At 54.9% G+C, this 15,729-nt stretch carries 7 protein-coding genes; 4 read left to right on the plus strand and 3 right to left on the minus strand.

Annotated elements, in window-relative coordinates; genetic code table 11:
• The first annotated feature begins 23 nt into the window (after positions 1-23).
• The 4 genes from ACQKLP_RS17370 (at position 24) to ACQKLP_RS17385 (ending at position 7,782) form a co-directional block, all read left to right on the plus strand.
• Positions 24-1,415: a DEAD/DEAH box helicase gene (locus ACQKLP_RS17370; protein ID WP_427324086.1), complete on the plus strand. Its 1,392-nt coding sequence runs from the start codon at positions 24-26 to the stop codon at positions 1,413-1,415.
• 212 nt (positions 1,416-1,627) lie between these two features.
• Complete coding sequence (locus ACQKLP_RS17375) at positions 1,628-2,962, plus strand: glycoside hydrolase family 2 TIM barrel-domain containing protein (protein WP_427324088.1); 1,335 nt, start codon at positions 1,628-1,630, stop codon at positions 2,960-2,962.
• The gene (locus ACQKLP_RS17380) at positions 2,959-6,693 is read left to right on the plus strand and encodes a glycosyltransferase family 2 protein (RefSeq protein ID WP_427324090.1); all 3,735 of its coding nucleotides are present in this window, start codon (positions 2,959-2,961) and stop codon (positions 6,691-6,693) included. The genes ACQKLP_RS17375 and ACQKLP_RS17380 overlap by 4 nt, the downstream gene beginning before the upstream one ends.
• 258 nt (positions 6,694-6,951) lie before the next feature.
• Positions 6,952-7,782 carry a TylF/MycF family methyltransferase gene (locus tag ACQKLP_RS17385; protein WP_427324092.1) on the plus strand — a complete coding sequence of 277 codons (831 nt, stop codon included), beginning with the start codon at positions 6,952-6,954 and terminating at the stop codon, positions 7,780-7,782.
• Between the two features lie 97 nt (positions 7,783-7,879).
• On the opposite strand, the gene ACQKLP_RS17390 is transcribed toward ACQKLP_RS17385, so the two are convergent.
• The 3 genes from ACQKLP_RS17390 to ACQKLP_RS17400 form a co-directional block, all read right to left on the minus strand.
• Positions 7,880-9,622: a RagB/SusD family nutrient uptake outer membrane protein gene (locus ACQKLP_RS17390; protein ID WP_427324094.1), complete on the minus strand. Its 1,743-nt coding sequence runs from the start codon at positions 9,620-9,622 to the stop codon at positions 7,880-7,882.
• Positions 9,623-9,652: 30 nt separating this feature from the next.
• Positions 9,653-12,958 carry a SusC/RagA family TonB-linked outer membrane protein gene (locus ACQKLP_RS17395; protein WP_427324096.1) on the minus strand — a complete coding sequence of 1,102 codons (3,306 nt, stop codon included), beginning with the start codon at positions 12,956-12,958 and terminating at the stop codon, positions 9,653-9,655.
• Between the two features lie 635 nt (positions 12,959-13,593).
• On the minus strand, positions 13,594-15,684 hold the full coding sequence (locus tag ACQKLP_RS17400) for a family 20 glycosylhydrolase (RefSeq protein ID WP_427324098.1): 2,091 nt from the start codon (positions 15,682-15,684) through the stop codon (positions 13,594-13,596).
• Positions 15,685-15,729: the final 45 nt, after the last annotated feature.

Genomic DNA, 15,729 nt, shown 5'->3' on the forward strand with positions numbered 1-15,729 from the left:
GTCTTCCCGCCGGCAACCGGTAAATGGACAAGTATTTTCTGGACAGGGAAGCGCTCTTCGGTACACAACAATATTTGACGTACTTTTGCCCGATGGAGCATTCTTCTTTTTCTATCGCCGATATCCTTTCCAACTTGCAGATCGGGGCTTTGAACGACATGCAGCAGGCATCGCTGGAAACGAACAGTACCAGCGATGCGGTGGTGTTGCTGGCCGATACCGGTTCCGGTAAAACGCTCGCTTTCCTGCTGCCCCTGGTGCGGTCGCTGAAAAAGAACAAAAATGTAAGCCAGGCCTTGATCATCGTTCCCGCCCGGGAACTGGCCCTCCAGATAGAACGGGTGTTCAAAAGCATGAAAACCGGTTTCAAGGTCACCTGCTGCTACGGCGGCCACCTGCGCGAAACGGAAGAAAACAACCTGAAAGAAGCGCCGGAGCTCATTATCGGTACGCCCGGCCGGTTGGGCGACCACATCCGCAGGGGCAATATCAACACCGCTCACATCGAAACGCTGGTGCTGGACGAATTCGATAAATCGCTGGAAGAAGGGTTCGAAAAGGAAATGGCCTTCATCATCGGCTCCCTGCCCGCTTTGCAAAAAAGGATCCTCACCTCGGCCACCGAAGCACTGGAGATCCCTGCATTCGTAGGACTGGAAAACCCCACGGAAATCAACTTCCTCAAAGGAGAAACGTCACCGGCTCTGACGGTGAAAATGGTCAACAGCGACGGGCCCGACAAATCGGAAACCCTCTTCCGCCTCATCTGCGCCCTGGGCAACCGTTCCACCATCATATTCTGCAACCAGCGGGAATTCGTGGCGGAAGTGAGCGGCATGCTGAAAGACAAAGGCATCCTGAACGTCTTTTATCACGGCGCGATGGAGCAACAGGAGCGCGACGCCGCCCTTTGCAAATTCAGGAACGGCAGCTCGAATATCCTCGTCACCACCGACCTCGCCGCCCGCGGGCTCGACATTCCCAATATCCGCTACATCATCCATTACCAGCTTCCCCACACGAAAGAAACGTTCGTGCACCGCAACGGCCGCACCGCCCGCATGGAAGCCAGCGGCACCGCCATCCTCATGCTGGCGCCCGGCGAAAGGGTCCCGGATTACATTTCCCCGGCCCCGGAAGTCATCACCCTGCCCGATACCGCTGTATTACCGCCCAAACCGGATTGGACGACCCTGTTCATCGCAGCCGGTAAAAAAGATAAAGTGAACAAAGTGGATATCGTCGGCTTCCTTTCGCATAAGGGAATGCTGAAAAAGGAAGATATCGGGATCATCGAAGTGAAGGATTTCTTTTCGTTCGTGGCCGTTCGGAAGTCCAAAGCCGGCGCTACGCTGCATTTGATCCAATCCGAGAAACTGAAGAACAAAAAAGTGAAGATCAGCGTAGCGAAGTAATTCCCTATAATTTTACCAGCCCGCTTTTTGATATCCAACCGGCGCGATAGGGGATTTTTTAAGTGATACCCGGGGCTTTGGTCCGGGTATTGTTTTTCGGGGTGAAGACGGATTGGATAGTCGTTTGACGATTGGCAGCTCCTATCGTCTTGTCCCCTCCCATCCCCCATTAAAAACTTTCCCCTATATTTATGTCGTACGAGGCGCCCCGCATGATAATACACCTACTCACACGCCGCACTCCTGGATACCTGGCTGTCATCTCCATGGCCCTGCTTTGCTGCGCCATGACCGCCTGCCGGCGTACCCCCGGCGGCGGCGCCCGCAAGGTCTACATTGCGCAATCAAATGGCCGGTACACCATTTTCCGGAATGGCCAACCCTTCACCGTTAAGGGCGCGGCCGGCACCGGACAGCTTGCCGCGCTCCGGGGCGCGGGCGGCAACACCATCCGTACCTGGGATACCCTGCAGCTCGGCGCCCTGCTCGACGAAGCGGAAGCCAATGGCATTGCCGTCATCGCCGGGCTGTCGATCCCCGTCAGCAGCTCTTTTGGATTTTACCGGGATCCCGCCGCCGTATCCGCCCTTTGCCAGGCTTACGAACAGATCGTGGAACGCTATAAAAATCACCCGGCCCTGCTGATGTGGTGCCTCGGCAATGAAGTCGATTTCCCCTACAGGCCCCGCTTCCGCCCGTTTTACAAAGCCTATAACCGGCTGCTCGGCATGATCCACGACCGGGACCCCGATCACCCCGTTACTACCGCGCTTATCAATTTCGACCGGCGCAATATTTATAACCTCCGATGGAAAGTGCCCCAGCTCGACCTCATCTCCCTGAACATATTCGGCGAACTGCCCCAATTACGCAACGATCTGCGGCAATTCGCCTGGTTCTGGAACGGGCCATTCCTCATCACCGAATGGGGCATCAACGGGCCCTGGGAATCCGAAACCACCGCCTGGGGCGCCCCCATCGAAAACACTTCCAACAAAAAAGCGGAACAATATTATCAGCGGTACACCGAGCACATGCCCGTGAACGATCCCCGCTTCCTCGGCGCCTGCGTGTTCTTCTGGGGGCAGAAACAGGAAGTGACGCATACCTGGTTCAGCCTCTTTTCCCGGAACGGCGAGACTTCCGCCACCGCACAGATCATGCAATACATCTGGACGGGGCATGAGCCGCCCCACAAGGCGCCCAACCTGCGGTTTATGCTGGTAGACGATAAAGGGGCAAGGGACAATATCCTGGTGGGGCCCGGCACGGCCCATTCCGCTGCGTTGGTCATGGAAAGCCCCGGCCACGATTCGCTCCGGCTAACATGGGAAGTGCTGCCGGAAGACTGGTTCATCCGTTTCCGCGGCGACGTCAATCCCCGCAAACCGCCATCGCTGGACAGCCTGCTGACTTCCCGCGAAGGTATGAAGGCTACCTTCCGCGCACCGCTGACGGAAGGGCCGTACCGTATATTCGTTACCGTACATGACGCGTACGGCAATTTCGCATCCGCCAATACACCATTTTATGTTATAGCGCCATGAAGGGAAAACTGGAACCGGTAACCCCGCCATCGAAGCGGGAAATGTTTACGCTGAGGCTCATGTTACTGCTCGGCACTGCCAGCATAGGCATGCTGCTGATCGTACTGTTCCGGCGTACGCAGATCGGTTACGCCCCGCTCTATTGGGTGTTGATGGCCGGCATCACTTTCAATTGCCTCGCCATCCTCCATGAATGGTACCATTATGCCGCTATCCGCGTGCCGCGGGTCCCCGAGCCGAAACATCCCTTCACGGTAGATGTGCTGACCACCTACTTCCCCGGCGAGCCGTATGAAATGATCGTCGAAACCCTCACCGCCATCAGGGCCATGAGGTACCCGCATACCGCCTGGCTGTGCGACGAAGCCAACGATCCCTATCTCCGCGAAGTCTGCGACCGCCTGGGCGTGCGGCATGTGACGCGCACCGTCCGCAAAGACGCCAAGGCAGGGAATATCAACAACGCCCTGCAATACGCCACGGGAGAGCTTTGCGTGGTGCTCGACCCCGACCATGTGCCGTCCCCCGATTTCCTGGACGCCGTAGTGCATCATTTCAACGATCCCGCGATCGGTTTCGTGCAGATCGTTCAGGCATACAGCAACCTGGGAGACAGTATCATCGCCAAAGGCGCCGCACAGCAAACGTTCCAGTTCTACGGCCCCATCATGTCCACCATGAACAGTTACGGTACCGTACTGGCCATCGGCGCCAACTGCACTTTCCGCCGGGCCGCGCTGGATTCCATCGGAGGGCATGCCGCGGGGCTGGCGGAAGATATGCATACCGCCATGCACCTGCACGCCAAAGGCTGGAAATCCGTATATGTGCCCATCGTGCTGACCCGCGGGCTCGTTCCCAATACATTGTCTGCTTACTATTCGCAACAGCTGAAATGGGCGCGGGGTACCTTCGAGCTGCTGGTCACCTCCTACCCGAAGCTGTTCCGGCAGTTTACCTTGCTGCAAAAAATACATTACGGCACTATTCCGCTGCATTACCTGGCCGGCGTCGTATTTCTCATCAATTTCCTTGTGCCGGTGATTGCGCTGGTGACGGGGCATATCCCTTTCCGGGCAGACCTGGTGGAGTTTTCGCTGTACGCATTCCCGGCGATCGCTTCCATCCTCCTCATCCGCCACTATGTGCAGCGATGGGTGATGGAAGAGAAGGAACGGGGATTCCATATCGTGGGCGGATTGCTGTTTATCGGCACCTGGTGGATCTATCTGCTGGGGCTCGTCTACACCATCGCGCGGAAAAAAGTGCCTTACCTTCCCACCCCGAAAGACGATTCGGGGCCAGACGACTGGCGGCTGAACATCCCCAATATCGCCATCCTCGTCATATCGCTCGCGGCCATCGTTTACGGGCTGAATTATGACTGGAACCCCTATTCGCTGTTTATGGCGGGCATTGCAGGCGTCAATTGCCTGATCATGATATTCAACATCATCGCCAGCCTCCCCCTGCGGAAAATCCCCGCGAAGTACGGTTGGATCAAAACGATGCTGATCGTGCCGCTGCTGCTGAAAAGGCAATTCTGGGTTTTCCGTCACCTCCACCTATATTCCGGCATCCGCAAGCTCGGGTTGCCGTTATTGCTGGCCACGATCGGCCTGAGCTGGTATTTTACATCCGAGTATACACATGCGCCGGAAGTGCGCCTCACTCCCCGGCACGACGTTTTTTATTCCGGCGTGTACAATCCGCCGGGCCAGGGCATGCCGCGCATGCAGATTACGTCGCTGTACATTGCGTGGGGCAACGGGCCGGAGCATCTCCTGCCCGATTCCCTGGCGGCCGTTTACAATGGCGGCTCCATTCCCATGATCACATGGGAGCCCTGGCGGTCGAAGTTCGGGCTGAGCATCGATGGCTTGAAAGATGAACAGAAAATCATGTCCCTCATCCCCACCGGTATTTTCGACAGTTACCTGGAACGGTTCGCCGACCAGGTAAAAGCCCTGGACCGCCCGCTGTTCCTCCGGTTTGCGCATGAGCCGGACAATCCCGCCTATCCATGGTCGCCCTCCGGTGGCAATACGCCCGAAGACTTCCGTACGGCATGGCGCTATGTGCATACGCTGTTCCTCCGCCGCGGGGCGGTGAACGCCATTTGGGTCTGGAACCCCTGGAATGCGGCCCATGCAGCGTCTTATTTCCCGGGAAAGGCATATGTAGACTGGTTAGGCGTGACCGTGCTTAATTATGGGCCGGCGCATGGCGGGAAAGGATGGCATTCTTTCGAATCGCTGTACCAACCGTTCGACAGCCTGCCGCTTTTCCGTTCCGGCCTGCCCGTGATGGTCGCTGAAATGGGCTCCCTCCCCGACGCCGGCAACCAGGAAGGCTGGTTCCGCGATGCGTTCCGGGCCATCGGTACGCGTTTCCCCAACATCCACGCACAGGTGTTTTTCAATACGGCCCACGACACGAACGTGCCCAACGGCGATACGGCGAAGTTCCTGGACTGGACCATCCGCCAGCCCGGTCTGCTGATGACGGTACTGAATGCATCGCCCCGGCTGCCGGCCCCTCTCGTGCAAGTCCCGCCGATCGTTACGCCCGCATCGGAAACCGAACTGCCGGCTCGCTATAAATTGCCTGACGATATCCGGGGGCTAATTTACCAGAAAGGGGACAGCTGGTTCAGGAACCGGTATGCCCTCACGCGCCGCGAAGCCGCACGGGATATGCAACAGATGCAGCAACTGGGTGTAAATACCATCCGCCGGTACGGACCGGGTGTGTACGACCGGAATGTGCTCGCGGAAGCCGCCAGCCATGGCATCCGCATCCATTACGGGTTCTGGCTGCCCAATGTCAATGATATGGACAAGGATAGCGCGGCGCTTGCGCGGATGGGGGAAAGCATCATTAAAGCCATCGTCCGCCGCCGCAACGATACCGCCATCACCGCATGGCACCTGGGCAACAACGCCTGGCAGCGCCTGGCCAGGCAGCATTACAAACCGGCATTGCTTTACCAGCAGCAACGGTACCTCCGCTGGATGGAGCAATTGGCCGCGGCCATCAAGGCCGCCGACCCATCGCGGCCGGTTACGACAGACGTAATCTTCAACCCGGGCGTTGCGCCCGAGCTCGCCTGGCTCCGGCAGCAGCTGCCTGCAGTTGATGCATTCGGCCTGGAAGCCACCGGCGACACCTCGGGCCTCAGCACCCTGCTGGCCGGAAACGTTCCCTGCTTCATCAGCAAAATCCCCGTTGCCACCTACGCCAAGCTCCCGCCGGCACCGGCGTTCCTCACCACGCTGCAAGACCAGGAAACGCGCGACTTCGTGTCTTTCGACGGCCTCACCGATCATAACGGACGGAAAAAACCCGAATGGCACCTGCTGGCAAAGCTATGGAATCAGGCGCCCGCTCCGCCGCCATTACCGGGCGTGAAAATACTCCGGCCTTCGCGTACCGTATTGCCCGGCAGCCAGCTCACTTATAACGTGCTGTTAAGCGCCGGCGGAGGCTGGCGGCTGCCCGAGCCCGGGAAAGACAGGTTGCGGTACGAATGGTATCTCGTGCAAACAGATCATTACGGCTATCCGTTCCAACTGCAACGGGTCGGTGAAGGCCCGCTCCTCACGCTCACGATCCCCAGCGAGCCCATGCATTACCGGCTTTACCTGGTAGCTACCCGGAACGGCAGCGTGACAACGGATTACAGTCCGCTGAATACCCCGCTTTTCCTGCAAAATGTTAACCCGCGATAACGGTCCGGCGCGTTGATCAACCCGGTTGTCCGATCAATATAACATCCGAAGTTGTCAAAAATGATCTTTCCTGACAGCTTTCACCCATCCTACATTTACATCCGGAAACCAGGATGAAAAAATGCATGGCCGTATGCTACCGGCCTGCGGATATCCTGTGTCGACCCTTTATATCTCCGGCAAAACGGGAGAAATGAAACCTTTTGGCCGGTCCCAAACAAGAACCTAACTAAGTACATAACAGCTAATCAAAAAAACATGATTGAAACCCGGGACAACTATCTCGAACTCCTGAAAAACGTATTGCTGGACATGCACCGGATCGGCAAAAACGAATACGTGCCCGTATCGCAGGTGACCTTGTTCGGCAAACAAAAAATCTGGGGGATGCTCGACAAATTGATCAAGCCCCGCCGGATGGCCATTTGCAGGGAAGTGAAAAGCTCGCGCGAACAACGGTGGAACGGGCTGGACTGGCCCGCGAACGCAGATTCCATGATCGGTATGAAAAGGATGAACAACATCGAATACTGCGTGAAGGAAGTGATCCGGAACCAGGTACCAGGAGACCTGATCGAAACCGGCGTATGGAGAGGCGGGGCCACCATTCTCATGCGGGCCATACTCCACGCCATGAATGATACGACCAGGACCGTTTTCGTCGCGGATTCCTTCGAAGGGCTGCCCAAACCAGCCGATAAATATGCCGCAGACCAGGGCGATATCCATTTTATTTACAAGGAACTCGCGATCCCGATGGATGAAGTCATGCATAATTTTGATAAATATGGTTTGCTCGACAACCAGGTGAAATTCCTCAAAGGCTGGTTCAAGGATACATTGCCACACGCGCCCATCGAACAACTGGCCGTTGCGCGGCTGGACGGCGACATGTATGAATCCACCATCGATGCGCTCACTTATCTTTATCCCAAACTTTCCGTCGGCGGCTTCATCATCATCGACGATTGGGGTGCGGTGGAAGGCTGCCGCAAAGCGGTGGTCGACTATCGCAAGGCAAACGGGATTACAGACAAAATCCAGGAGATCGGTGATGGTATCGGGGTTTACTGGAAGAGGGAGCAATGACGCAGGTTTAGCCGCATCGGCGCGGCTTCTGGAAAATGGAAAGGGGCATCTTGTAACAGATGCCCCTTTTCCGTATTGATTGTCTGCGTTATGCACATTATTGCAGCGGATCAAAATCGCCACCCCAGTTGTTGTTCTGTTTCAACAACGGATTCTTGTCGAGAACGGATTTCGGAATACCGTAAATGTAATACTGGTCCTTGATCGCTATGTCGACCGCATCCGTGGTGATCACGGTGGAAGTAAACTTATCCCACACCATGTTGATGTCAGACATGGGGGAAACATCGGTTTGACCGGGTTTCAGCAACACGGCGATACCATGCCGTTGCGGAAGGCTTCTCAGGTAACCGAACATTTTCCAGCGGCGAAGGTCGTTCATGCGTTTGCCTTCGAAGCTGAATTCCACGAAACGCTCTTTTTGATACGCTGCCCGGATGTCGGCCGGCGTTGCCGCAGTGATGCCGTAATTGCCGGCCATGCCCGGCAATACACCGGCCCTTGCCCGGATCTGTTTCAATACATCCACGGCTGCAGCGGTATTGCCCGTTTCATTGGCACATTCCCCGTAGTTCATCAACACTTCCGCGTAGCGGATCTCAATCCAGTCCACAGCAGCATTGTAAACCGTTCCCTTGTCGATACCCTTGTCTATCGCCTTGATGCGGTAGAAGCTGGAGTTGGACCACAGCGGGTCGGATGTTACCTGGTTATGCGCGCCTTCGAGACCTGTGGCGCCGTTGTAATTCGAAATGGAAGTGAAATACGTCCAGAGGTAAGATTTATCGTCGCGCATACCTTTCAGGTATTGATTGGGCGCACCGTTGTAATAAATATTGGCATAGAACCGGTCGTCGCGGTTGCGGAACAGCGTATCGTAACTTCTTACCTGGGCTTCCCATGCCGATCCGTCTTTCATAGGGAAGGCATTCACCAGTTCCAGCGACGGGCGGTCGTACCCGACATCGTCCTTCGACCAGTTCAGTGGCATCAGTCCACCCTGGAAGTAAGTGGCCTGCGGGTAATTGTAGCGCCGTACCATCACTACTTCCTTGTTCATCTCGTCGTCCCAGATCTTGCTGAAGGGGCTATACAATCCTTTCCCGCGGGCATCCAGGAATTCTTTGGCCGCCTTGTTGGCGTTGAATGCTTTCGTCCAGCTGGCAACGCCGCCGAGGCCGTTAAACAGGGGGCTGGCGTAAAAAAGCAGCACCCTTCCTTTAAAGGCCAAGGCCACGCCTTTGTCTACCCTCCCATAATCGGCATCTGTAAACGCGTCGGGCAGCAGGGCGATGGCATCGTCGAGGTCTTTGAGTATCTGCGTTACGCATTCCGACGTTTTGTTACGCGGTTTCTGAAGCTGCGTGAGGTCGGAAGAGGGTTGCTGTGCTTCGAGGATCAGCGGCACGCCGCCATGGTCGCTCACCATTCTGTGATATGCCCATGCTCTCCAGAAGAGCGCCTGGCCCTTGATTTTGTTTTTTTCCGATTCGGCGAACGATGCCTGTGCGATTTTCTCCAGGAGGATGTTGATGTTCCGGACATTGTTGTAATTACCGAAGGAACTTTTGGAGTCGAAGGTAGCCGTTCCCCTGAACCAGCTGTCTGTCTGTTTCTGATAGGGCACGCCCTCGTCTGTGCCATTGCCACCGCCACTGGTGTTGCCGGGCATGTTGTCGTTATATACCTGGTTGAGATAGGCATTGGCCATATTTGCATCCGTCCATACCTGGTCGGGACCAACGGCAGCCAGGTTATTTTTATCCAGCACCTTGTTGCAGCTGCCGGATATCAAAGCGGTGGAAAGGAAGAGTATCGATAGATTTAACTTTTGCTTCATGATCGTGATTTTGAATGTAAGAACGCTTTGTTACAGGCCCAGGCTGATCCCCATGGTGTAAGTTTTCATGGCCGGGTAGCTCATGAACTGTGAAACTTCGGGATCGTACAGCTTGAACCTGGTGATGTTGAACAGGTTGGTGCCTGCAACAAAGATCCTTGCGTCTTTGATCGTCAATTTCCTCAGCAGCACATCGGGGAGCCTGTAATTCAGGTTGAGGTATTTCATGCGCAGGAAGCCGCCGTCGAATACGTTGAAAGTGGATGTCCAGGTATAACCGGCGGAGTGCGCATCGCCCCAGGGATAGATTTTGGGCGTGGAGCCGTTCGGGTTCTGCGGAGTCCAGGAATCTTCATGATATTTAGGCACTTTGCCGCCGCCGCCGAAGTTTCTGCCCCAGGGGTCGTTATAGCTGATCTTGTACCCGGTGAGGCCGGAAAGCAGTGTTTCCACGGTAAATCCTTTGTAAGACAGGGAAACGTTCAGGCCATAGGAAATCGGTGCATTATCCGCTCCGAAATAGTTGCCCAGAACGATCTGGTCGTAGCTGTCGACAACATTGTCCGGCTTGCCCTGGGGGCCGCTGAGATCTGCGAACAGCATATCGCCGAGGGCGGGCGCAACGCCATTGATGAGGAAACCGGCCGGCAGTTTGTCGAGATCTGCCTGGGTGCGGATAATGCCCAGTGCCTGGTAACCCACGCCGTAGGAGGTGGTTTTACCATTGGGATCCTGATAATACTGGGCGTTCACCGCTACGTCTTTTTTAATCACCTTATTTCTCGCATAAGTAAATATGCCTTTCACGTTATAGCTGAAATTTTTACTGATGGTATTACCATAGCCTAATTCGATCTCCACCCCGTTGGAGCTCACTTTGCCATAGTTCTCAGGCGGCAGCGATGCGCCGAACTCCGTCGGGATGGCCAGGATGCGTGAGCCGAGGATATCGTAGGAATTGCGCTTCCAGTAATCGAAGCTGAAACGGAGGTTTTTGAACGCGGTTGCATCGAGGCCCACGCCGAAGGATTTTGATTTTTCCCAGGTGAGGCCGGCATTGGGGGTACCGCCATAGCGGAGCCGGGGTGCGGACACACCGTTGGCACCCATGAAATACGCGCCGCCAATGATATATTGCTCCAGCCATCTCCACCGGCTGTTCGGATCGTCTTTATCAAGCACGTCGTTACCCGTGGTAGCGAACGAGGCGCGGAGCTTCAGGAAGTCGATCGCCTGACCGGCTTTTGAGCCGCTGAAGAAATCTTCCCGAGAAATCACCCAACCCCCGGAAATGGATGGGAACCAACCCCAGCGCCTGTCTGGCGCGAAGTTCGTGGAACCGTCCCTCCGTACGGATGCGTTGAAGAGATACTTCCCGTCGTAATCATAACTGAGCCTTCCGATATAAGACATCCTTCCGGCTTCGCTTTCACCGCCACCCGTGCTCCAATCGGCATTATTGCCGCTTGTGTACAGGAACTGGTCTACGGCCATCAGCGGAAAGTTGTTCCGGGTGAGGTTAAAGCCATTGTCGTACTGCTCAAACTGCTCGTACACGGCCGTCGCCCCAACGGTATGCTTGCCGAAAGTACGGTCGTAGCTGATTTGCCCGTTCAGCTGATAGCTGTTGTTTTTGTTGTAGAAATTTCCGAGGTATTCGGTGCCGGGATCGCCACTCTTTACCATGCCGATCATTTCATCCGTATAGATGAGGCTGTTGGGCCCTGTTTTCTTGAAGTTGTACAGGTCCTGTTTCTTCGCAAATGTTTTGGTATAGCTGTTGTTGAAGTTCTTACTGTAAGCGCCGCGGATGCTCAGTCCTTCCACCGCCGGGATTTTGTATTCCGCTGTCAGTAATGCGTCAATTTGCTGGTTGGTATTTCTCCAGTAGCCGCCGTTGCGCATCATTTCCACAGGGTTGCCCAGCCAGCCGGGGTTATTCGGTTTCCCGTTGATGTACGGGGAGGCGAACACGTCCCAATACAGCAGCTTGCCCCAAAGGTTGTTCAGGTCGTCGGATCCGTAGTCGTACGTAAAGTTGAACCGGTTGCGGGTGCCATAATTGGTGCTCAGGTTCAGGCCCAGCGTCAGGTTTTTAACCAGGTTCGCCTCAATGTTACCCCTCAGGTTGAATTTTTTGAACCAAACCTGCGGCAGGAAGCCGTCTTCCTTAATGTATGACCCGCCGATATACGCACGTACCTTGTCCGAACCACCGGAAGCGCTGAGCGCGTAACGCTGGCTGGAGGGATTGGAATACGCAGCTTTGTAATAATTGTCGCCGTTCGGGTTGTTTTTCAATACCCAGTCAATTTCTTCATCGCTCAATCCTCCGTTTACTGCCTGGCTCAGTTTGAGACCGTCTTTCACCGGCATATATTCCGGCAAGGGGCCCGTACGCAAAGTATTGTAGGTCGCATTAAAATCTATCGCGGCCCTTCCGCTTTTGCCTTTTTTCGTAGTGACGAGGATGGCGCCGTTGGAAGACCGGGAGCCATAGATGGCCGCTGAAGCAGCATCCTTTAGAACGGTAATATCGGCTACCTCGTTAGGGTCGATGGCGTTGAAGCTGACCCTGTCGCGCACCACACCGTCGATCACATAGATCGGCTCTACCGCGGAGTTGCTGAAAGACGAGCTCACGCGCACTTTCACCGCCGATCCGATCCCCGGCGTACCCGTGGAAGATCGGATGAAAGTGCCCGACATACGGCCGGCCAGCACATTTGAAAGGTTAGTGGCCGGAATCAGTTCAACATCTTTCCCGCTGACAGACGAAACGGCAGATGTCATTTTCGCGCGTTTCTGGGTACCATATCCCACTACCACCACTTCATTCTCGATCAGCGATCCGCTTTTTAAGATGACGGTAACGGCTTCGCCCTGTTGCACCTTTCGCTCCAGGGGCGCGAAGCTCACGTGCGTGAATACGAGCACGCCCGAAGATCCTTCGGGTATCGAAATATTGAACCTGCCTTCGCCGTCCGTTACGGCGCCGGTACGTGTTCCCTTGACCGTTACGGTTACCCCGGGTATCGCATTCCCGCTTTCGTCTTTCACTACACCTGCGATCGTAAATGGAGGCGCGGGTTTTACGAAATCCGGATGATAGCTGCCTGCTACCACACCTGCCCGGGCCGTTGGGCCGGGCGTCACCTGCAGCGTCAGCGATGCCGCTAAAATGCAAACCAGTTTGCCAGCGCGAAAAATCCGGCGAATATCATCCCCATGCCCGCGACCATCCGACATGATCAGCGTCCCCATTCGGCATCCATCCGGCTGTGGCTGAATACTTTCAAGGGATTGCGCATGGCAATCACTGTAAATCTGCTTCATACTTTGCTGTGTTTTTGATAGTGAATAAAACTTTCTACAATCTTGGCTATTATGTTAGTCTGTGGTTGAAACGCGGCCGCTGCGGGCCGTCTATGCAAAAGAAATCCTTACCGGTACCGATAACCAGCATATTGGCCACATCCTGGCCCAGAAACTTACCGTCTGATTTTTTATCTCATGTACATAACGTTTCCCGCACCCGTATGGTCGGGCGGAGTCACTGTGGAATTACCTGCATAATCTGTTTTTCTGTTTACATCTTCAACAGGGCCGTACCGGGTCCAAACCCCTTCACCGGAAACCCGGTGAACATTGTGCCTGCCGTAATCAACATACGGCCGGCCCTGATAATATTAAGATTTGCGCAATTTACTTCAATGCCAAACGATCTTCAAAATGAGCCCTAAAAGCGGACCTGCACACAAAGTCAGAACCTCCCGGTAAATGTCTGAAAATCTCTTTGGGGATACCACTGCTTTTTTTACTATAACCTATGTTTTCTTTGCACCAGGCCATTTTGCCTGTATTTTCCACGTTGCAACGCGATCCCGCCACACATCCCTTTCCTGCTCCGGAAGGCACTGGCATCGCCGTTCCGGCGAAGAACTGCGACAAAACTCATTGGCGATCAAGGGTTATTCTACCATATCCGCACTATTCCAGACTTTTACATCCCTTATCACGCCTTTAAAGGCCCGCGCGGTATCTCCGACGAATTGCAGCGGAAAGAACAGCGTCTGCACTTTCAGCAACGTGTCTTTCGTACCGGCGACGGGAATTTTCTGTCCCTGGAGGCTTTGCACCAGTTTTCCGTCCGCGTACAGGCGCGTGCCTTTATGGTCGCCGCTGACAGCCAGTTTCGTCCATTTGTCGGCAGGTACGGTGTAATCAAACACATAATCATACCCTTCCCGCGAAAAGCCCAATTTCCCTGTATGTTGCTGCGTAAGTTTAAATACGGCATTGGGGGAACTGAATAACACGGCGTTGGGTGCGTTGCCCGCGGCAGGTTTAACGGCGAAGCTGACCGTATAGCCGTAACCGATTTCAGGGACAGGCAAGGCTGCGAAGCTGCGCCCGCCGTTTATATGCAAACCATCTTTTTTAATGGTTGCGCCGGAAATGCTAACCGCGTTCACCTGGCTGCCGGCCACCTTTTTCCCGGCCTTTTTGGGGGTCATGAAGGCCAACACCAATCCATCCTTTCCGGTCAATTTGCCACGCATGTTCGCTCCGGGACCTTCGCCGATTTGAGCCGCCCCGGCTGCGAATGCAGCATAGGACCGGGAACTGTCGGCCCCTCTCCACATTTTTTGAGCGAGCACCTGCATGGCCGGGAACACCCGGTCGTGTACGTCCTTTTCAGTAATGCCGTTCCCCACCCGGTCGTTCCACACCGCGAATGCCCCGCCTTTGATCTGCGGATCGCCGTCCTTGAACCGGATATCATTTACCTGAACGGGCTCCCATTTTTCATATAATGTCCGCAACCGGAGATAATCGTAATAATAACCGGCGGCGGGCACGATGTATAACCAGGCGTCGGGCGTGGAGATAAGGTCGTAGCCCAGCCGCTTCATTTCCACGGGATCGGCGTAGCCATTGTACCATGCGTTGATGGTAACGTCTTTCACCTTCACGGGTGTATTGCCTTTGGCATGCGTAAGCGCTCCCCAGATCCGGGCTTTCTTACCGTAACTTTCCACCAGGCGGATGTAGTGGTCCGTGAATGCGCGGAACTGTTCAGCCGCTTCCTTTGCATATTCGTCGGTGCCAATGTGTACCTCCGGACCGGTAAACACCGGGTTGGGCCCGGAAAGGTATTCCATGAACACGCTGTCGATGACACGATAGGTAACAGGATTATCCAGGTCAAGATGGTCCATCCCGTATTTCTTGCTGCCGATTTCGGGACGGAGTTTTGAAAATGCCAGAGAATGGGCCGGCACATCAATTTCCGGGACGATTTTAACCCCGTAGATATTTGCCAGTTCCTGCAATTCCCTGAATTCCTGTTTGGAATAAGCTCCGTCTTTGGCCGTCAGGTTGGGATAAAATTCGCTTTGCAGCCGGAACGCCGCATATGTACTGTCCCAGTTATGCCCGAAAAGTTTGTAAAAACCATTATCGTTGAGGTGGATGTGAAAATCATTCATCTTGTAGTAAGACATAAATTTCACGTACTGCCGGAGGAAATCCATACTAAAAAACTTCCGGCCCACATCCAGCACGAATCCGCGCACTTCGTAACGGGGATAATCTTTGGCGGCGCCGCAGGGGAAACGGACATGGCCGCTGTCGCGCTCCAATACCTGCAACAACGTGCGCGTTCCCCAGAAAACGCCCCGGGCTTCCGGTGCGGAGATCTGCAGGTGATCCGGGGTGGCAGTCAGCAGATAACCCTCTTTCTTCAGCAGCGTATCCGACGGGATGAGGCTTAACAAAATATCACCGGCCCCAGCCGTTCCCGTTTTTATGGGAAAGCCCGTACCGTTCGTCAGCTTCCTGAGGTCTTGCTGCAAAACTTCCGCTGTGGCCGATAAAGCCTGTGCAGATGCAGGTTCCAGTACGATCGCGGAGGAAGCGCGCAGGGAGAATGCCCCCGTCCCCCCATGCCACTCGCGCAAGCCGGGGATTACAAAAGGAACGGGATTCGTGGATTGAGACCATGCATCAGACTGAAATAACCCGAGCAGGCATGCGGAAAACAAAATGGCTTTTATCATACAAAACAAATTGGCAGTCGCTTATCACATCGAACGGCATCCTGC

It is taken from the genome of Chitinophaga sp. NPDC101104 (genome assembly GCF_050277495.1).
Taxonomy (GTDB): Bacteria; Bacteroidota; Bacteroidia; order Chitinophagales; family Chitinophagaceae; genus Chitinophaga.